This is a genomic window from Mesorhizobium huakuii (assembly GCF_014189455.1).
Lineage (GTDB): Bacteria > Pseudomonadota > Alphaproteobacteria > Rhizobiales > Rhizobiaceae > Mesorhizobium > Mesorhizobium huakuii_A.
Genome location: NZ_CP050296.1, coordinates 1575577 through 1595205, shown reverse-complemented (window position 1 = coordinate 1595205; position 19629 = coordinate 1575577). Strand labels below are relative to the sequence as shown.

Below are 19629 nucleotides of genomic sequence, written 5' to 3'. Positions count from 1 at the left end.
ATTATCCCACCGCGTTCAACAGGGCCGTCATCATGTCGTCGACGGTCTTCATCATCCGGGCCGATGCCTGATAGGTATGTTCGAGGTCGAGCATCAGCGACATTTCCTGGTCGACATTGACGCCGGTCGCATTGGACAGCGCCTCGGAGCTGCGCTGTGCCAGCGCTTCCTTGGCATCCGCGGCGGTCGAAGCCTGCTGGCGCATGCTCTGGAGCCAGCCGATCGAATTGGCGGCGTAGTCGGAAACGCTGGACGTTGCCGAAATCCCGGCTGCGGGGTCGAACGTCATCGGCTGGTCGAGCCGGTCGCCATAGGCAACGAGAAGGTTGGAATAGGAAGCGCCGCCGGTGGTGTTGGCGACGTAGGCAGCGCCATTGGCGCCGCCGTCGCGCAGCAATGTCGGATTGCCGCCGGCGCTTGGATCCATCGCCGTATTGATGCTGATCGTGCCGGCCAGGCCATTGACCAGCGTGCCTGCGGCCGGCACCGCCGGCGCGCCGGACCAGGTGAACAGACCGGCTGCGTTGGGCATTGAGGGCGCGGTCTCGGCAAAGGCCGTGACGAGGCCGCGCGCGGTCTCGTCGAGCTGGCTCTGCATGGTCGAGGCGACGCCGTCACGCAACTGCAGCAGCCCGGCAAGCTTGCCGCTGGCGGTGGTGTTGCCGCCGCTTCCCGCCGAGACCGGCACGTTGTCGATATAGACAGTGTTGCCGGGGGCTCCGGCGGCATAGCCAGCCGATGGCGTGAAGCTCACCGTGCGCGGTATCGTCTCGAACAGCGTGGTACCGTCACCGGTGGTGATGACCATGTCATTGTCGCCGCGCGTGAAGGTCGATATCGGGACATAGTCCGCGATCTTCTTCAGCAGCGCGTCGCGCTGGTCGAGCGCATCGGAAACATCGGTGCCGGAACGGGTGCCGGAAATGACCGCCTGGTTGGCGTCCTGGAACTGGCTGAGCAGCGAGTTGAGGTCCTTGACCGCGGTGTCGATCTGGCCGTCGGTCTGGGTGCGGAAATCCTGAATGGCCTGGGAGCCTTCATTCAGGGAGCGCACGACCTGCCTGGCGGCGTCGATGACGCTGGAGCCGAGATTCTGGTTGGACGGCGAGGTGGCGTAGAGCTGCAGCGCCTGCTGCAGATTGGCGATTGCCGTCGAGGGCGAGGAGGCGTTGTCGACGCCGTTGACCGACACGTCCAGCTGATCCATGCCGCTGTAGAGCGCGCTCTGGCCGCTATAGGCCGACAAGGCGCCGAGATTCTGCCGGAACAGCAGGTCGTTGGTGACGCGCTGGATATCAACCGAACGCGCGCCGGGCGCCGTGCTGGTGACGGCGGCGATGCGGCGCGTATAGTCCGGATTGGAAGCGTCTGAGACGTTTCGCGTGACAACGCTGGTCTGCCGCGCGGTATTCATAAGCGCCGATTGGGCGATGCTCAATGCGGAAGATAACGACATGCTGGTCTTTCACGGGCCACGCCCGGTTTATCTCTTCAGGTTGACAAGGACGTCCATCAGGTCGGAACCGGTCTGGAAGACTTTCGAATTGGCGGTGTAGCTGCGCTGCGCCGCGATCATGTTGGTCAGTTCCTCGGCGATATCGACGTTGGAATTCTCGAGCGCACCGGAGATGATCGAGCCGAGCTTGCCTTCATTGGCAAAGCCGACGCGGACCGCGCCGGATTCGGTGCCTTGCGCGTAGACATTGCCTGGCAGGGCCTTGAGTTCGTCCGGGCTCTGCACGTCGGCCAGCGGAATCTTGTAGAGCGGCTTGGTGGAGCCGTCCTTGTACTGGGCGTAGATGGTGCCGTCCTTGCTGATCTGGACCTTGTCGATGGTGCTCGGCGCGTTGCCGTTGACCTGGGCATCGGAAACCGTGAAGCCGGTGCCGAGCTGGGTCATCGCCGACAGGTCGAGATTGAGGCTGGCGCCGCCCGGTACGGTAAAGGTAATGCCTGTGGTGGCGCCGGTCAGCTTGCCGGTGGTGGTGTCGAAAGTCAGGTTGGCCGTGCCCAGCGCACCGCCTGTGTAGGGGAACGATGTACCGGCCGTGGCCTTGGACTGATCGAAGACCGCCACCTGCCAGGTGCCGGTGCCGGTGTTGGTGAAATAGACGTCGAGCAGCTTCTTGTTGCCGAGATTGTCGTAAGCGACCATCGAGGATTTCGAGGTGTACTGCGCGCCTGCCGCATTGGTGGAGGGCAGGTTGGCGGCGGCGACCGGGGTGGCACCCGCCGACAGGTTGCCGGTGTAGCTGCCCTGGGTGCTCGGCGTTGCGGTCATGCCCTGGTCGGAGATGACGACCGGCTCCAGGCCTTCGAAGCCGTTGACCGTCGCCGCCGGCGTGCCATTGGCGTAGCTGTAGGCCATCAGCTGGAAGCCAGCCGCGTTGACCAGCCTGCCCTGTGCGTCGGGAACGAAGGCGCCGGCGCGGGTCAGGAAAGGCGTGCCGCTCGGATCCTGGACGACGAAGAAGCCGTCACCGCTGACGGCGAGGTCGGATACAGAGGTCGTGTACTGCAGCACGCCCGGATCGCTGACCGCCTGCCGGATCGTCGTGGTGACGCCGCCGGAATTATAGGCGCCACCCGTCGACGGCATGATCAGCGTCGAGAATTCGGCGGAGGACCGCTTGTAACCGGTGGTGTCGGAATTGGCGATGTTATCGGCGGTTGTCGACAGGCGATTGGCCTGGGCGTTCATGCCGGAAACGCCGGTCCGCATCATTCCGTAGAGGCTCATCGAGATGTCTCCGCAATATCCATGCCACTGGCAGCGAGGCTACGCGTCCTGTCTTGCGCGAGGCTGGCGCGGCGCGGCATCAGAAGACGAGCCGGTAGCCGAGGAAGCGCTTGGAATCGATCGGGTCCGTGCCCAGCTTTTCGCGCAGTTTCTTGCGCAATTTGCTGATGTGGCTTTCCACCACGTTCTCTTCGACCTCTTCGTCGAAAATGCCGTAGATGGCGTTGAAAACCTGGGTCTTGGTGACGCGGCGGCCGCGGTTGCTCGCCAGGTATTCGAGGATGCGGCGCTCGCGGCGCGGCAAGGGCAGTGGCTGGCCGTCGATCTCGGGGTCGCGGCCATCCATGAAGATGCGCATGGCGCCGATCTCGGTGTAGGCGACATCCTCATGGGCGCGACGGCGGATGGCGGTGATGCGGGCCAGGATCTCTCTGATATGGACGGGTTTGCGGATGACGTCGTCGACGCCGCTCTCGAACAACCGCAATGTGTTCTCCAGGGAATGCTGCTCGCTGAGCGCAATGACCGGAGCGCCGGTGCGGTCGCGGATCTGGCGCGGAGAGATGGCGCCGTCGCGGCAGTCGCCGATCAGGAAGGCGCGCACTGAACGCAAATCGGTGTCGGCGGCGGAGTTCACCCACTCGCCGAATTCGCCGGGGGCGAAGCCCGCGCAGGCGACGCCCTCGCGATCAAAAAGTGAATTGTATCCCTCAGTTACGAGCTCTCGCTCGTCAACGATCACGATCATCGGCCCCGCCTTCCGAATCAGCACATCTGCCCCGTGGGGAAAGGCGTAACCGCTGGTGAGAATCCTGAACAACCGTCATTTCTTGTAACTAGTTTCTTGGGAGTCTGGAATCGTACCGGTTGCATTAGCGTGCAGCCAGATATGCTTGGCGTGGGAAGTTCTGGGCAAGTCGAAACGGCAACTCCAAAGCAGCGCGATGGGCGTATTAGAAGCAGAAAATACGCTTATGGGTTGCAGAAGGCGCGGGCGTTGGTTGTCCACTTGCCGAAACCGGTGGCAACCATGTTGGCGATCACCCTGCAGACATAGACCTTCTGCGCCGGGTCGTTGTCGGGACCGGCATGATAGCGGGCGACAGCCATCGACCAGGTTTCGTGGCGGGCATGGAGACTGGCCAGGAAACGCGCCGCGTAGTCGACGTTCTGGCGCGGGTCGAGCATGTCCTCGACGCTGCGGAAGTGCGAAGAATGATAGTGATGGTTGATCTGCATGCAGCCGAGATCGATCAGCGTTTTGCCCTCGCGCTGCGCATTGGCGAAGGTGGCAAGCGCCTCGGCGCGGTTCTTTGGGAAGACAGCTTTTCCTTCTATATTCAATGCGTTAGGCTGAAGACTGCCTTTGTTGCCAGTCTCGGTCAGGCCGACGGCATAGAGGATGCCGGCGGGCACGCCATAGCGGTCGGCGGCGCGCAGGATCTCGGGCTCGCAGGGATTGGTAGCGGCAGCCGCGGCGTTGGCGAGGCTAGATAAACATATCGCCGCCAGCGCGCTCGCGAGAAGGCGAAGCGGCGCGGCCGAGTGCTTGCGCGTCATCATGGTTGCCCCTTGCGGACTGCTGGCCTGGTTGCTGACCGCCGGCTCCGCTGTTGCCGCCGCTCGAGTTCCCGGGCTGAAAGGCGGACTGGTCGCGGCCAGGTACGGTGGTGAGAGTGGCGGTTGCATCCGTCCGGGTTGTAGCCGGAACGGCCACTGACGGTTGCAGGATGGTGACCTTGTCAACCTCGAAGCCCAGCCCGCGCAGCGACTTGACGATTGCCTCGCTGTCGCTGGAAAGCCGGCGGTAGGCGTCGTGTGTTTCGGGCTTAAGTTCAATCGAGAGTTGTTCTCCAGAGAGGCGAAGATGGGCGGTGACCATGCCCAGTTCGGCGGGGTGAAGTTCGATCTTCAACACATGTGTCGGAACGGCAACAGAGCCGGCCAGCTGCGTGGTCGCGGAGGCTGTCGAAAACGCCTGCTGAGGGCTAACATCGGCCGCTACCGCATTGATTACGTTGAGTGCTGCCTGGCTCATCGGCGCCTGCGGCGGGGCAGGAAGCTGCGCTCGGAAACCACGTCGACGCGCGGCTGCGCCGAGAGTTGTTTTCCTGGCTCCGACCGCAACGAGGACTGGACGTCGGCGATGGAGTTCAGCTGCGGCGCCACCTGCTTCGGTTCAACACCCGGCACCTCGGCGGCGGCCGGCTCGGGCAGCGGGCCAGCGGCGATTGCGTTGTCGCGCCGTGGCACGCCGGCGTCGCGGGCGGACTCCAGCTTCGTCAGCGGCCCGTCGACGAGCGAGACCCGCTCTGGCTCCGACGTCGGTTCGAGGTCGTCCTGCCCGGTGGCGGATGCCATCCGATAGGCCTTCGGCAGGACCTGCCCGCCGAGCGCCGGTTCCTGTCCGGCTTCGCTTGCATCGGCTGACTTGGCCGATGTCGAGAAATGGCGCAAATCATGAAACGCCATCAGCAAAGGCAGATGGTCGTCAAGCGGCGTTGCGCCGGCGTCGGTTGCCGGCGTTTCGGTATCGGTGTCTTCGTCCGCCCCAACGTCCTTGCCGTCTTTCATGCATTTCGCAGCCGTCAATCCGGTCGGCGTGGTCCTTGCCTTGCCGGGCGGCAGGGGTTTGTCCTCGCCTGCCTGTGCCGCAAGGCCGGCGGCAAGCTTGCTCCAGCGCGGATCGCGCCCGCCGGCCTCGGTGGTCGGCTGCTTTTCCGCCTGGCTCGCGCCGCCATGCACCATCTTGCCGAAACCGGAATCATCCTTCTTGCCGGGCGTAGCCGGCTGCTCCGCCGTACGCGCGGCGGTAAATCCTGGCAGGGCCGGGCCGAGGCTGGGGGTCATTTCGGGGCGGCTCCAAGCATCTGGTCGATCAGGTCGAGCTGTCGACGGGTTTTCATCATGGCGGCGTCGGTCGGATCGGTGGTGTCGGGACCGGCAGAGGTCGCCGGCGCTGATGCCGGCAGGACCGTCGCCGAATCGGTTGAAGGTGCCGGCGCGTTCGGCGCAGCGGCTGCTGTCCCGCCGGGTGGCGCGACGGCAGGCTGTTCGGCGACGGCACCCTCTACGGGTGGCAGTCCCGCCTCGTCGGCAGCCTGTGCGGCGGCGACCTCGGGTTTGGGCTGTGGCGCAGTGTCCGCAGACGCCGGACTTACGGCTGGAAGGGAAGCCGGCGGCGCCACCACCTCGCCGGCGATTGCCTGGGCGGCATCGAGCAGGGCACGGTCACCGTCCGACAGCTTGCTGCGGTCGATCTTGCCGAGCTTGGTGCGCACGTCCTCGATCGTACCGGAAGTCACCGTGGACAGGCTGGAGTAAAGCTCGGCGCGCGGATCGCCCTGGTTGGTGTTGCCATCGCGGCCGTGCTCGGCCCGAGCCGAGGCGAAGGCCGACAAGTCGCTGAGGCCGTCGATCGCGGCGCGGCGGGCGATGCGCAGATAGATCACCTTCTCGCGCTCGGGATCCATCATCGCGGTGATATCGGCCAGCTTGTCCTGGCTGATCGACATGTGCAGCGTGATGACGCCGGAGACGAAGGAATCGGCGAACTGGCTGGCATAGGGCGAATAGAGGTAGCGCTCGACATACTGGGTGGAGGCAAGCGCGAACCGTGCCGCGTCGCCTTGCGTCACGGCGATGCCGACCGAGCGCCGCAAGGCGGCTTCCTCGACCAATGTGCCAGGACTGAGCAGCTTGGCCTCGTCGAGCAGCGTCAGCGCCGCCGCCGGCTGATCACCGGCAAGCAGCGACCCTTTGACCAGGGCAAGGAACGCGCCGAGATCGGCGGGCAGTGTCATCGGATCGATCGGCCTCAGGGCTTCGATCGCTTCGCCGGGCCGGCCGTTCAGATAGTCGATCACACCCTTGGCGATGGCAAGGCTGCCCGGATCCGTGGTGGCGCGCGACACCGCCGCTTCGACGGTCACCGGATTGCCGCCGCTCATGCCGTAGACCAGGAGCGCGCGAAAATTCTTGGGGTCCTTGAAGTCCTCCGCATCCGCTTCGCGCAGGCGCGTATCGGTCATCTCGAGCAGCTTGGCCTGCATCGGCATCGCGGCGTGATCGCCGGCAGCGATGCGGTCTTGGACGAGCTGCAGCGAGCGCACCAGCTGGTAAGGCTGCAGCGTGTCCTGGGCGAAGCCGGCCGACGGATATCCCGCGGCCAGCAGCAACAGGCCCATCAGCCGGCTGGTGACGGCCGCCCGCATCATCCGCCGCTCGTCATCAGGATCTCGATGCGGCGGTTGGCCGCCGACATGGGGTCGGCCGGATCCTTCGGCTGGCGGTCGGCGAAGCCGGCGACCTCGGTGATGCGGCGTTCGTCGACGCCGCCGCGCACGAGCATGTAGTAGGCGGAATGCGCGCGCGCCGTCGACAGCCGCCAATTGTCGTAGCTGGAGCTGCGGAACGGGCGCGCATCGGTGTGGCCGTTGATGCTGATGGTGCCCTTCTGACTGTTGACGATGCGGCCGATCTTTTCCATCGCCAGCACCAGTTCGCGGCTCGGCACCGCCGACCCGACTTCGAACATGCCGAAGTCGAGCTGATCGGTGATCGAGATGACGACGCCCTTGTCGGTGGCTTCGACCGAGACGCCATCGTGCAGCTTGTCGCCGGGCTTGAAGGCATCGGCCAGCTGCCGCTTGACGTCGGCCGCCGCCTTCACGGCAGCGGCGGTCGGCGGCTTCTCCGCGGCTTCAGGCGGAGTCGTCTCTTGCGCGGCTGCGGCGGTAGCCGCCTTGGCGGCAGCCGCGGCCTTGCTGTCTCCCGCCTTAGGCTCAATGGCCTTGATATCGCTGGCTTTGATTTCGCCGGCCTTGGCCATCGCTGCTGCGGCGTCCTTGCCATTCGCGGCCAGAGGCTCGAGCGGTGCATCCTTGACGGGTGGCGCCGGTGGCACGGCCTTAACCTTGGCGACCTGCGTCTCCGCGGCCTTGTCACCTGATTTGAGCGGCTCGCCCTCGATCTTGGGGCGCTGGGCACTCGCCTCGGCGGCGGGTGCCGCGACCTGCTGCGACCAGAAATCGGGCTCGAAGGGATCGCGGTAGGACGCTCCGCCGGAAGCGCCTGTTGCCGGACCGGCGTTCTGCGCGCCGCCATCGCCCTTCTGGCTGACATTCTGCATGACGCCGGTGTCGGTGGCGATTTCGGAGAGCACGGCGTAAGGGTCGGCGAACAGAAGCTCATCCGACTGCTCAGCCTTGTTCGGCTCCTGCTTGTCCTGCTTGCGGCTGGATGAGCCCGCCGCGCCGATGCCGTCCTGTCCGGACTTTTTGTCGCCTCCTGCGGGTCGTCGGCCGTCATCCCGGTCGCGCGCGGCCCATTGCCGAGATCCTCCAGGCCCTTGCGGCTCGACTCACGGTCGACGAGCTTGACGGGGTTGAAGTAGCTGGCGACGGCCGCCTTGGTTTGTTCGTTGGCGGCGTTGATCAGCCACATGACCAGGAAGAAGCACATCATGGCGGTCATGAAGTCGGCGAAGGCGATCTTCCAGACGCCGCCGTGATGGGCTTCGTCGTGATCGTCATGAGCCCGCCGCACGATGATGATCTCGTGCCTGCCGTGATCGGCCTCGGCGACGCTCATGACAGGACCTCGGAAAGGGTTGCCGACCATTCGGCGATGCGGGTCTCGAACACGGCCTCGTCAATGGTCACCGTCAGGTCGAAGCCGGGCGCCTCGATGAAGTCGAGATTTGCAATGCGTGGTCCAAGCGATGTCTTCAGCGTTTCGAACAGCGACAGCGGTCCGCGGACGGCGATGCGCATCGCTTCGCCATCGCCGACGGCTTCGCGAATTGCGCCGGCGAGCGCCTCGAGCGAGCGCTTCTGCAGGTCGTCGCTGACGACGCCGCCGATGATGCGGGCGACCGTGGCGGCGACGAGGTCCGTCACGTGCGTCTCCATGGCGTCGATGCGCAGCGAGACAGCCTTGCCGATATCGCCGCCGAAGCTTTCGAGAAAGATCCTTGCTTCCTCGGCATTCGCCTGGCGCTCCGCTTCCAGCGCCGCGTCATGAGCAGCGACAAGCCGTTCCGCCAGTGCTGCCTCCGCCTGGGCAACCGCCTCGGCGATCAGCGTGCCGATATCGGCCGGCGGTGCGGATGCTTCCGTTCTGTGCTCGGACGCGGCCTGCGGCTGGCTGACGCGTGGCGCGCGCGTACCGAAATCAGGGAGAAGATCGAAAAGGGCTGCGGAGGCCATGGTTTAAGCCGCGACTTCCTGGGCCGCCCATTTGCGCAGGATCTGCGCGGTGCGCTCCTCATTGAGGTCGACCATGCGGGCGAGCCGCTCCTGTGGCGCTGGCCTGATCTTCTGGCGAAGATCATCGAGCGGCGTGATACCGGGCCGCGAGCCGGGCAGAGCGCCGATGGCGGCACCCGCATCGGCGGAAGCGGCTGCCTCCGGTGTCGGCAGGGAACGCTGGACTTCATCGAAATTGGGACCTGAAAGAGCAGGCGTCGCTCTTGCCGTCAGCGCCGCCGCCATCGGCCGCAGGCCGAAGAAGGCCACCAGGAACACCACGACGATGAAAGCGCCGGCGTTGATCAGCGTGCCCGCGTGCTGGCCGATGGAATCCAGCATCCCAGCCTGCGGGATCGCCTCGCCGTCCAGCCCGTCGATGAACTCGACCGCAGAGACGTCGATGACGTCGCCGCGCTTGTCGTCGAGGCCGGTGGCGGACGTCACCATCTTCTGGATCTCGGCGACGCGCTTGGCGATCTGCTCCGGGGTCGCGTCCTTGCCAAGGATCGCCTTCAGCCGGTCCTGGTTGACGACGACGGCGATCGACATTTTGGTGACGGTGTAGCCGTTGGAGACGGTGGCGATCTTCTTGGAGTTGATCTCGTAATTGGTGATCTCCTCCTTGCGGTCGTTCGCAGAAGTGGTCTGCGGACCCTCGGTGCTGGTCGCCTGGGTCTCCGGCAGGTTCTGCTCGACGCTGGCCGGGGTCGAAGCCTGCTTCTGGTTGCTGTTTTCATTGGCGCGCACCGACTGCACCGAGCGCTCGACACGTGAATTCGGATCGAAAATGGTTTCTTCAGTCTGGCGGGTGTCGGTGTTGACCTCGGCCTTCACGCTGGCGCGGAAATTGTCGGGCCCGAGATAGGGGGTGAGCGCGCGGCGGATGTTGTCGCCGATCTGCGCCTCCACGGTCTGCTCGACGCCGAGCGTGCGGGCCGCGCTGGTGTTGGAGGGATCATCGCCCGCGGCCAAGAGGTTGCCGTTGGAATCGAGCACCGTCACCTTGTCGGCCGACAGGCCGGGCACGGCGGCGGCAACGAGATGGCGGATCGACTGGGCGCTCTTCTCGGCGTCGATGCCGGCATAGCGGATGACCACCGATGCCGAGGGCTGCTGTTCGTCGCGGCGGAAATTGGCGCGCTCGGACATGACGATGTGGACGCGCGCCGCCTTGATGCCAGATATGGACTGGATGGTGCGGGCGATCTCGCCTTCCAGCGCACGCACGCGGGTGATCTGCTGCATGAACGAGGTCAGGCCCATCGCGCCGACATTGTCGAACAGCTCGTAGCCGGCATTGGCGCTGGTCGGCAGACCCTTTTCGGCAAGCAGCATGCGCGCTTGCGCCGTGGTGCCGGCCGGCACCAGCACGGAGGTTCCGTCGGCGCCGACGTCGAAGCCGATGCCGGCCTCGCCCAGCACCAGGCCGATCTGGTTCACGTCGGAACGGTCGAGGCCGACATAGAGCGTGTCGTAGGCCGGGCGGTTGAGGTAGACCGAGGCGATGCCGATGACGCCCATCACCAGAACGGCGATGCCCGCCAGCATGGCGAGGCGCTTCACACCAAAACCGCGGAGATTCGAGATGATGCTCTGGATCTGTTCCGGCACGATAGAGCGACTCCCAGCATGATTGTCCGCCGGAACACTAGCCCTCGAAGCTTGTGCGAAAATGAAATCGGGCCGCGCTTGCGGCGCGGCCCGTGAATTGAAAGGAGGGGTATCTGTCCGCTACGGCTGGATTAGCCGTTCTTGAACAGCGACAGGATCGACTGCGAGGAGCTGTTGGCGATCGACAGCGACTGGATGCCGAGCTGCTGCTGCACCTGCAGGGCCTGCAGGCGGGTCGATTCCTTGTTCATGTCGGCATCGACGAGCTGGCCGACGCCGCGGTCGATGGAGTCCATCAGGCTCTGCGTGAAGGTCTTCTGCAGGTCGATGGAGCTCTTGGCGGCGCCGAGGATGGTGGCCTGGTCGGTCAGCTGGCTCATGACCTTGTCGATCTTGCCGATCATCTGGGTGATGATGTCGTCGGTCACGCCCGCTGCCGTGATGTCGAGATTGAAGGCGGAAACGTTGTCGATCCTGGGGACCACCGCGCCCGCGGCCGTCTGGCCAGCGGTGTTGGCGGCGATGTCCGTGCCACCACCGGCGATCGAGGTCGCATAGGCATTGTCGTAAAGGGTCTGGGCGGCCGCTGTCGCGTATACGGACGTCTGGCGGTCGAGTGTGCCCTGGTTTTTGACGGCGGTCGCGAGACCGTTGTCGAACAGTTTCGTGCTCTCGACGTCGATGTCGATCGTTCCGAGCGAGATGGCGCCCGAGGAGGAGCGGTTGAAGGACGAGACGATCTTGGCGTCGGCTTGAACGCCGTCATTGGGGGCCGCGACTTGCGTCGACGTCACCGAAAGATAGTTCGAGCCCGAGAAGGTGGCGGCATCGGCAAAGGACTTCATCTGCGCCTGAAGCGTGGTGATTTCCGTCTGCGTCTTTGCCTTGGCCGCGGCCGTCTGGCCAATGGTGGAGAGCAGCTTGGTCTTGAGCTGGCCGATCGACGTCAGAACATTGTTCATGCCGGTATAGGCGGTGTCGACCTTCGAGGCGCCGAGGCCGAGCGCGTCCTGCACCGTCGACAAGGCTGCGTTGTCGGAGCGCATCGTCGTGGCGATCGACCAGTAGGCGGCGTTGTCGGAGGCTTGGGAGACCCTGTAGCCCGTCGAGATGCGGGCCTGTGTCTGCTCAAGCGATTTGTTGGTGGCGTTGAGGCTTTGAAGTGCCGTCAACGCCGCAGCGTTTGTCATGATGCTCGCCAAGAAACTCGCTCCTTTTTCCGGGCCGGTCTTTCTCAAAAACCGGCATTGCCCTCGCGAGCCAGTCGCCCGCCCATCGATTGCCGTCGTCCCGACCGGGCCGATTCGCCAATCCGTTGTAAGCTATGGTTAACCATGACTAGCTCGTTATGGTTAACGGCCTGTTAAAGGCTCGCTTTCGAGGGTTAAGAAACGAGGGTTGCGCGGGGCTGGAGCAAACGCAAAACGGGCCGCGCTTTTGGCGCGGCCCGTTTGTCTGATGTAGCCGTTTGAGAGCGATCAGCCGCGGAAGAGCGACAGGATCGACTGCGACGAGCCGTTGGCGATCGACAGCGCCTGGACGCCGAGCTGCTGCTGGACCTGCAGCGCCTGGAGGCGGGTCGATTCCTTGTTCATGTCGGCGTCGACGAGCTGGCCAACGCCGCGGTCGATGGAGTCCATCAGGCTCTGCGTGAAGGTCTTCTGCAGGTCGATGGAGCTCTTGGCGGCGCCGAGCTTGGTGGCGGCGGTCGTCATATCCTTGAGCGCGGCGTCGACGACGTTCATCATCTGCGAGATCTGAGCGTCGCTGGCGGCCGTGGTGCCCGAGAAGATCGACAGGCTGGCGACCGAATACGTGTCGCCGGCCGCGGGAGCAGCACCCAGGGTCGGGACCTGTGCCGTGGCGGTCGTAGCGCCGGTGGTGCCGAGGCGAGCCGCATCAAGGATGCCCTTGGCGGTCGGCGCGGCGCCGGAGTCATAGAGCTTGATGCTCTCCACGTTGACGTCGATCGTCGAGAGCGAAACGGCGCCGGTGGAGCTGCGGTTGAAGGCCGAAACGACCTTGACGTCGGCGGCCGTGCCAGAAGCGGTGGACACCGACAGCATGTTGGTGCCGGAGAAGGTGGCGGAGTCGGCGTAACCCTTCAGCTGTGCCTGAAGGGCGGCGATTTCGACCTGGGTCTTTTCCTTGGCGGCGTCGGTCTGACCATAAGAGCCGGTCAGCTTCTGCTGGATCGCGTTGATGGTGGTGATCGCGCTGTTCATGCCGGTGTAGGCGGTGTCGACCTTCGAAGCGCCGAGGCCGAGCGAGTCCGAAACGGTGGACATGGCCTGATTGTCGGAGCGCATGGTGGTGGCGATCGACCAATAGGCGGCGTTGTCCGAAGCCTGGGAGACGCGATAGCCCGTCGAGATGCGGGCCTGGGTGGTCGAGAGGTTGTTCTGGGTGGCGTTAAGGCTCTGCAGGGCCGTCAATGCGGCGCTGTTGGTCATGATACTGGCCATGGCTACTCGTACCTTGCTTTTACAGGTGTTTTTTTGACATACCGGTTTGTCCGGTATGACGGAGCGGCATCATGCCAATGACCGTTGCGTTTGGGTCACCCGCCATCTGCGAGCGACTATGGCGGCGAGTTCCTACCAAAGACCTAAACTGGACGGTTAAGCAAAAATAATTGGAGAAAAAAATCGACGCCTCGCGCACTGCGCGATCCTTGCGGGCAATCGTCGCTTCGGGCCGAGACGGCGAGGTCAGTTGAAGGATCGCACCAGGCTGCCGACGAGCAGGTTCCAGCCGTCGATCAGGACGAAGAACAGGATCTTGAACGGCAGCGACACGACGGTGGGCGGCAGCATCATCATGCCCATCGCCATGGTGATGGTGGCGACGATCAGGTCGATGACCAGGAATGGCAGCACGATCAGGAAGCCGATCTCGAAGCCGCGGCGGATCTCGGAGATCATGAAGGCGGGAACCAGGATGCGCAGGTCGACCGTCTCTTTGGCAACGACCTGGCCGCGCTCGCGGGCAAGATCGGCAAAGAGGTCGAAGTCCTTGTCGCGCACATTGTGCAGCATGAAGGTGCGGAACGGGTCCGAGATCTTCTCGAAGGCCTCGGTCTGGCTGATCTGGTTGTCCATCAGCGGCTTGACGCCGGTGTTCCAGGCCTGATCGAAGGTCGGCGCCATGACATAGAAGGTCATGAACAGCGACAGCGAAATCAGGATGAGGTTTGCCGGCGTCGACTGCAGGCCGATGCCGGCGCGCAGGATCGAGAAGGCGATGACGAAACGGGTGAAGCTCGTCACCATGATCAGCAGGCCCGGCGCCACCGACAGCACGGTCAGCAGGCCGAACATCTGGATGATGTAGCCGACGGTGGTGCCGTCGGCCTTGCCGATGCCGCCCAGGTCCAGCTGCTGCGCCGCCGCGACGGAGGTGGCGGCGCCGATCAGCGCCGCGGCGAGAAGGAACTTCTTCATTCGAGCAGCAATGTCCTGATGAGAACTTGTTTGGCGTGCCCCTGGCTGCGGATCGAGGCGCGTTCCTCGATATCGGCTTTCAGGTGCTGATAACCGCTGGCGCCCTCGACCTGATGCATCTTCAGCGTGCGCACGAAGGCCAGAAGGTCCTGATGGATGTCCTCCGTCATCGCCGGTGGCTGCGGCGCGTCATAGACCACGGATACTTCCATCCTGATCCAGGTGTCGGCGGGGGATGCGATGTTGGTGGTGATCGGCGCCAGCGCGACAAGCGTCGGCCCCATGCCAGGCTGTTGCGCGGCAGCGGGTTCGGTGACCTTGCCCTCATTTTCCGGCGCAGCCGGCACCGATGACGGTGCGCCGACGCCCTTGAGATAGCCGCCGGACATCCAGCCCATGCCGATGGCGGCGGCCGTCACCACCAGCAGCGCGGCGCCTTGCACGACAAGGGAAGGACCCTTGCGAGGCTGAAGCTGTTCGACATTGGCCACGGCGCTCTGTTCCCCAATCCCTAGAACGGAAGAACCTGGTCGAGAACCTGCTGGCCGTAGGCCGGCTGCTGGATCTCGGTGATGCGGCCGCGTCCACCGTAGGAGATGCGCGCCTCGGCGATGCGTTCGTAGGGGATCGTGTTCTCGGCGCCGATATCGGCCGGCCGCACGATGCCGGCGATGGTCAGCACCCTGAGCTCGGCGTTGACGCGCACTTCCTGCGACCCTGTGATCATCAGATTGCCGTTCGGCAAGACATCGGTGACGATCGCCGCGACATTGAGCTCAAGCGTTTCCGATCGCTTGATCTCGCCATCGGCCGTTGTATCCGTGGCGGAGTTGAGCGCGCCAGCACCCTTGCCGGCGGTGCTCCACTTGTCCCACTGCGCGCTGAGGTCGAAGCCGAGCTTGCGGTTGGCGGTGCGGCTCCTGTCGTTCTGGTTCTTGAAATTGGCGCGGTCGTTGATCTTGATCTTGACGGTCAGGATGTCGCCCTGCGAGAGCGCCCGGGGATCGGTGAAGAGGCGGCTCTGGCGATCGTCCCACAGCGAGAACTTCTTCACCGGCGCCCGAGGCGGCTCGGGGTATTTGTAGAGGGCCGACGTGTTGCCGCCGTCGATGCCGGAACCGACCGGAGACATCGCCGGATCCTTGCCGACCTCCTTGAGATTGGTGCCGCAGCCGGACAGTGCCGCGACCGCGCACAGGATGAGCATTCTGCGGATCATGACGGATCTACCCTTCGGGCTGCGCTGGCCATGATGCCGGTGAGCGTCGCCGCCGCCTTCTGGTCCATTTCGTTGAGAATGACACTGGCCTTGCGTGAATCGAGCTTCATCAGGATGGCGCGGCCAGGTCGGCATTGACGATTGCCAGGCGTTCGGCCGCGGCGTCCGGCTTCATGCCGGCATAGATCTTGACGACGCCGTCCTCGGCCCGGGCCAGAAACACCTCGCGCCGCTTCAGCCAGGTCTCGTATTCGGCCTTTTTCGCGTCCAGCGCTTTCATGCGCTCGTCGATGCCGGCCTGCAGCTGCTTCAACTCCTCGGCCTGCAAGGCATAGCGGCGGTCGCGGGCGGCATCGGCGATGTTGGAGCAGAAGCGCTCGATTTCGCTCTGGTCCGGCGCCTTTTCCCGGGTCAATTGCTGGGTTGCCACCGCGGGCTGCGCTCCGGGCAGAACCTGGCGAACGACATCTTCGCCATGTGCGTTGCCGGAAACGGCCATGGCCGCAAGCGCCGCGGCCGCGAACAGGATTGCGCGGGGAGGGCGTCTTTCATGGGATGAGGGGGAAGAGATCATCGGCATCGCCTATTGGAGAACCAGATCGGCTTGCAGGGCGCCGGCCGACTTGATGCCTTGCAGGATGGCAATGATGCCGTCCGGCTTGACGCCGAGGCGGTTGAGGCCGGAAACGAGGGTTTGCAGGTCTGGCCCGTCGAGCACCGCGACGCGGCCATTGGGCCGGCTGGCGTCGATGGCGGTGAACGGCTCGACGGCGGTTTCGCCCTTGGAGAAGGGTTCGGGCTGCACGACGCGCGGCGCTTCCGTTATGCGCACCGTCAACGTGCCGTGGCTGATGGCGACGCGCGAGATCTTGACATCGTTGCCGATGACGATGGTGCCGGTGCGCTCGTCGATGACGACGCGGGCCGGCGTATCGGATTCTACTACCAGGTTTTCGATCTCGGCATAGAAGCGCGCGGCCGAAACGCCCTTCGGCCTTCTGATCTGCACCGTGCGGGAATCGCGCTCGCCCGCCACGCGCATGCCGAAGCGCTGGCTGGTGTAATCGTTGATCGCGTCGGCGATGCGGATGGCGGTCGAAAAATCGGGATTGCGCAATTGTAGCGTCAGCGTCGACTGGTCGTCGAATTCGGCCTTCACCGAACGCTCGACAATGGCGCCGTTCGGCACCCGGCCGGCGGTCGGCACGCCTTGCGTCAATTGCTGGGCCTGACCCTGGGCGATGAAGCCGGAAACGATGACCGCGCCCTGGCCGACGGCATAGATTTCACCGTCCGCCGCCTTCAGCGGCGTCATGATCAGCGTGCCGCCGGCAAGCGAGGTGGCGTCGCCCATCGAGGAGACGTCGATGTCGATGCGGGCGCCCGATTGCACATAGGGCGGCATGTTGGCGGTGACGATAACGGCGGCGACGTTCTTGGCGCGCGCACTGCCGCCTTCGGTGGCGATGCCGAGGTTTTCGAGCATGGCGCGGATCGACTGCTCGGTGAACGGCGAATTGCGCAGGCTGTCGCCCGAGCCGGCGAGGCCGATGACCAGGCCGTAGCCGACCAACTGGTTGTCGCGCGAACTCTGCAGCTGGGCGATGTCCTTGATGCGCGAGGCGACCTGGCCGGGCGGCAGCGAGCTTGGCCCGGGCGAAACGCGGAACATGCGGGTGGTGGTGGCCGGATCATATTCCGGATCATTGTCGACGCCGCCGTTCCTGGCGGCGAGCTCGCGCTTGGCCTTGGGCGTCAGGCCGTCGGCCAGGGCCGGCTGCAGGCCGAGCGTGGCCGCGAGCAGAAGGGCAAGCAGGCGCATCATGAAGCGCTAACCTGGATGGTTCCGTCGGCCATCACGGTGCCGGAGAGGATCTTGCCGCTGTCGCTGTTGCGAACCTTGATGAGGTCGCCGGCCGAACCTGGCTGCAAGGTCACCGCAGTCGCCGATATCGTCAGTCCACCGGCGATGAAGAACACCTGCACGGCAGCACCCTGCTCGACCAGCCAGGCTTCGCGGATGGCGGTGGAGGGAATGTAACGGCCGGGCAGCAGCGTGCGCTTGGCGACCTTGCCCTGGAGTTCTTCGGCACGGGTCGCCATGGCGTCGGGCTTGTGCTTGCCCGGGATGAGGGTCACCTGCTTCAGGGCGGTGAGTTCGATGGTCTCGCCGGGATAGATGACGCGGTTGGGGATCAGCACGACCTCGCCGGCGGGCTGATTGCTGGCGATCTGGGTTGCCGATTGATTGGCCGACTGATTTGCCGATTCCTGGGCGAAAGCCGGCATGCCGCCGAACACCAGCGCGAGGATCAGCGCGGTGCGGCGGAATGCGGAGCAGGAGATCGGCATGGCCATCATCCCTTACCTGATGTTCTTGGAGACGACGGAGGCCATGTCGTCGGCGGCTTGAATTACTTTGGAATTCATCTCATAGGCGCGCTGCGCCGAGATCAGTTCGGTGATTTCCTTGACCGGGTCGACGTTGGAAGCCTCGAGATAGCCTTGCTGGATGGCGGCGAAGCCGGGATCGCCGGGTACGCCGACATTGGCCGGGCCGGATGCCGTGGTTTCCTGGAAGAGATTGTCGCCGAGCGGCGCCAGACCTGCCTCATTGGCGAAGTTGGCGATCTGAAGCTGGCCGAGGCTCTGCATGGCTGTCTGGCCGTCGATGCGGGCAAAAACCTCGCCGGTCTTGTTGACGATGACCTCAACGGCATTGACAGGTACCGTGATGGCCGGAATGACACTGGCGCCATCCACTGTCACCAGCTGGCCGGTGGCGTTGGTGTTGAAGGCGCCGGCGCGGGTGTAGAGCGTGCCGCCATCGGCGCCCTCGATCTGGAACCAGCCTCGACCGGTCAATGCCATGTCGAAACTGTTGCCGGTGCTGGTGAGTTCGCCCTGGGTGTGCACATTGCGCACGGCCGTCGTCTTGACGCCGAGGCCGATCGAAACGCCCTCCGGCACCAGCGAGGCATTGGAGCGGTTGGGCACGCCTTGCGTGCGGTCGACCTGGTAGAGCAGGTCGGAGAATTCGGCGCGCGCCCGCTTGTAGCCGGTGGTGTTGATGTTGGCGATGTTGTTGGCGATGACTTCCAGATTTGTCTGCTGGGCATTCATGCCGGTGGCGGCGATGGCAAGTGCTTTCATGCCCTAACTCCTCAAATACCCATTCGACTGACTTCGAGATAGGCCGAAACGACCTTGTCGCGGATGGCGACGGCGGTCTGAAGCGCCTGCTGAGCGCTCATCACGGCATCGACGACCTGGCGCGTGTCGGCATCGCCCTTGAGCGCCTGGAGCGACACCTGCTCGGCATTCTGCAGCGTGTTGACGGTCTTGGAGGCTGCCTGGCTCACCGCTTCGGCGAAGGAGGTGCCAAGGTTGCCGGCTGTCGCCGGCGCGACACCGCCCTGAAGCATGTCGGTCGCCGTATCGCCCAGCCCGGGCTTCAGGTTAAGCGCGCCGATGCCACTCACGATCATTGGTTCCTCATCAGGTCGATGGTCATTGAAATGAGGTCGCGCGCCTGCTTCACGACTTGCAGGTTGGCCTCGTAGGAGCGGTTGGCCTCGGTCATGTCGGCCATTTCGATCAGCACGTTGACGTTGGGCATCTTGACGTAGCCCTTCTCGTCGGCGGCTTCGTTGCCGGGCTGAAATTCGACGGGAAAGATACTCGGATCGCGGTCGATCGAGTTCACTTCAACCGTCGAGCTGCCGGAGGCCCGGTCGAGCTCGGAGACGAAGCTGATGGTCTTGCGGCGATAGGGGTCGGCGCCGGGCGTGGTGCCGGTCGACTGGGCATTGGCGAGGTTTTCCGAAACCACACGCAGGCGCTCGGACTGGGCGCCGAGGCCGGATGCTGCGACTTTCAGTGCTGCGGTCAGTGCGTCCATGGTCAGCTCTTCACCGCCATCATCATCATCGAGTGGAAGGCTTTGACGATCGCCGTGTTGAGCTCGAAGGAGCGGCGCACCTCGCCGGCCTTGAGAAGCTGGTCCTCAAGCACGACGGTGTTCTTGGACGGCATGACTACGCCGTCATCTTCCTGCGGCTTGATGGTGAAGCCGGCATTGGTCGCGGCGCTGCCGAGATGGCCGGCCTCGGTGGTCTGCAGCGACACCGCGGTGCGGTCGAGCACCTTTTCGAAGGGCTCGACATCGTTTGCCGTGTAGCCCGGCGTGTTGGCGTTGGCGATGTTGCCGGCGATCGCCGACTGGCGCACGGAAAGCCACTGCGCTTGCTTGGCGGCGAGATCGAAAAGGGAAACAGGCTCCATGGGAATCTCCGGGCATGTGCCCAAAGACTAGGCCGCCAGTCTTGCGCGGACCTTGCGGGCGACCGCAAGGCCGTACCGCGA

The 19629-nt window shown here is 64.5% G+C and carries 20 protein-coding genes and 2 pseudogenes; all 22 read right to left on the bottom strand.

Going from position 1 to position 19629, the window contains the following annotated elements; translation table 11 throughout:
- Position 1: 1 nt before the first annotated feature.
- The 22 genes and pseudogenes from flgK to flgB all read right to left on the bottom strand — a co-directional run bounded on the left by flgK (position 2) and on the right by flgB (position 19548).
- Complete coding sequence (gene flgK / locus HB778_RS07775; protein WP_183462778.1) at positions 2–1456, bottom strand: flagellar hook-associated protein FlgK; 1455 nt, start codon at positions 1454–1456, stop codon at positions 2–4.
- A 27-nt stretch (positions 1457–1483) separates the two neighbouring features.
- A complete protein-coding gene (locus HB778_RS07770) occupies positions 1484–2740 on the bottom strand; it encodes a flagellar hook protein FlgE (RefSeq protein ID WP_183462776.1) in 1257 nt (418 codons plus the stop codon).
- Positions 2741–2819: 79 nt separating this feature from the next.
- A complete protein-coding gene (locus HB778_RS07765) occupies positions 2820–3488 on the bottom strand; it encodes a response regulator transcription factor (protein ID WP_010911291.1) in 669 nt (222 codons plus the stop codon).
- Positions 3489–3712: 224 nt separating this feature from the next.
- Positions 3713–4300, bottom strand: coding sequence for a transglycosylase SLT domain-containing protein (locus HB778_RS07760; protein ID WP_183465039.1), 588 nt, complete (start codon positions 4298–4300; stop codon positions 3713–3715).
- On the bottom strand, positions 4230–4778 hold the full coding sequence (locus HB778_RS41405; protein ID WP_244661868.1) for a flagellar hook-length control protein FliK: 549 nt from the start codon (positions 4776–4778) through the stop codon (positions 4230–4232). The genes HB778_RS07760 and HB778_RS41405 overlap by 71 nt, the downstream gene beginning before the upstream one ends.
- On the bottom strand, positions 4775–5590 hold the full coding sequence (locus HB778_RS41400) for a hypothetical protein (protein WP_244661867.1): 816 nt from the start codon (positions 5588–5590) through the stop codon (positions 4775–4777). The genes HB778_RS41405 and HB778_RS41400 overlap by 4 nt, the downstream gene beginning before the upstream one ends.
- Positions 5587–6957 (bottom strand): chemotaxis protein MotC, encoded by a 1371-nt coding sequence (locus HB778_RS07750; RefSeq protein WP_183462774.1) that lies wholly within the window; start codon positions 6955–6957, stop codon positions 5587–5589. Before HB778_RS07750 ends, HB778_RS41400 begins: the two co-directional genes overlap by 4 nt.
- Positions 6954–8332: pseudogene (locus tag HB778_RS07745) on the bottom strand (MotB family protein). The gene HB778_RS07750 and the pseudogene HB778_RS07745 overlap by 4 nt, the downstream one beginning before the upstream one ends.
- Positions 8329–8949 carry a hypothetical protein gene (locus HB778_RS07740; protein WP_183462772.1) on the bottom strand — a complete coding sequence of 207 codons (621 nt, stop codon included), beginning with the start codon at positions 8947–8949 and terminating at the stop codon, positions 8329–8331. Before HB778_RS07740 ends, HB778_RS07745 begins: the two are co-directional and overlap by 4 nt.
- A gap of 3 nt (positions 8950–8952) precedes the next feature.
- Entirely contained in the window at positions 8953–10602 is a 1650-nt protein-coding gene (gene fliF, locus HB778_RS07735) for a flagellar basal-body MS-ring/collar protein FliF (RefSeq protein WP_183462770.1), read from the bottom strand.
- A 131-nt stretch (positions 10603–10733) separates the two neighbouring features.
- A complete protein-coding gene (locus HB778_RS07730; protein ID WP_095199337.1) occupies positions 10734–11804 on the bottom strand; it encodes a flagellin in 1071 nt (356 codons plus the stop codon).
- Between the two features lie 276 nt (positions 11805–12080).
- Positions 12081–13067, bottom strand: coding sequence for a flagellin (locus HB778_RS07725; protein WP_095199336.1), 987 nt, complete (start codon positions 13065–13067; stop codon positions 12081–12083).
- Between the two features lie 246 nt (positions 13068–13313).
- A complete protein-coding gene (fliP, locus tag HB778_RS07720; protein ID WP_095199335.1) occupies positions 13314–14045 on the bottom strand; it encodes a flagellar type III secretion system pore protein FliP in 732 nt (243 codons plus the stop codon).
- Entirely contained in the window at positions 14042–14536 is a 495-nt protein-coding gene (locus HB778_RS07715) for a flagellar basal body-associated FliL family protein (RefSeq protein ID WP_095199334.1), read from the bottom strand. The genes fliP and HB778_RS07715 overlap by 4 nt, the downstream gene beginning before the upstream one ends.
- A gap of 20 nt (positions 14537–14556) precedes the next feature.
- Positions 14557–15264, bottom strand: coding sequence for a flagellar basal body L-ring protein FlgH (gene flgH / locus HB778_RS07710; RefSeq protein WP_183462768.1), 708 nt, complete (start codon positions 15262–15264; stop codon positions 14557–14559).
- Positions 15261–15844 (bottom strand): annotated as a pseudogene (locus tag HB778_RS07705) (MotE family protein). The gene flgH and the pseudogene HB778_RS07705 overlap by 4 nt, the downstream one beginning before the upstream one ends.
- Positions 15845–15847: 3 nt before the next feature.
- A complete protein-coding gene (locus HB778_RS07700; protein ID WP_095199332.1) occupies positions 15848–17089 on the bottom strand; it encodes a flagellar basal body P-ring protein FlgI in 1242 nt (413 codons plus the stop codon).
- Positions 17086–17622, bottom strand: a complete 537-nt coding sequence (gene flgA / locus HB778_RS07695; RefSeq protein ID WP_183462766.1) for a flagellar basal body P-ring formation chaperone FlgA — start codon at positions 17620–17622, stop codon at positions 17086–17088. The genes HB778_RS07700 and flgA overlap by 4 nt, the downstream gene beginning before the upstream one ends.
- Before the next feature lie 6 nt (positions 17623–17628).
- Positions 17629–18417 (bottom strand): flagellar basal-body rod protein FlgG, encoded by a 789-nt coding sequence (gene flgG, locus HB778_RS07690; protein ID WP_183462764.1) that lies wholly within the window; start codon positions 18415–18417, stop codon positions 17629–17631.
- Positions 18418–18428: 11 nt separating this feature from the next.
- Complete coding sequence (locus HB778_RS07685) at positions 18429–18752, bottom strand: flagellar hook-basal body complex protein FliE (protein WP_179297869.1); 324 nt, start codon at positions 18750–18752, stop codon at positions 18429–18431.
- Positions 18749–19165, bottom strand: coding sequence for a flagellar basal body rod protein FlgC (flgC, locus tag HB778_RS07680; protein ID WP_095199329.1), 417 nt, complete (start codon positions 19163–19165; stop codon positions 18749–18751). Before flgC ends, HB778_RS07685 begins: the two co-directional genes overlap by 4 nt.
- Positions 19166–19167: 2 nt before the next feature.
- The gene (gene flgB / locus HB778_RS07675; protein WP_019860948.1) at positions 19168–19548 is read right to left on the bottom strand and encodes a flagellar basal body rod protein FlgB; all 381 of its coding nucleotides are present in this window, start codon (positions 19546–19548) and stop codon (positions 19168–19170) included.
- Between the last annotated feature and the right edge of the window lie 81 nt (positions 19549–19629).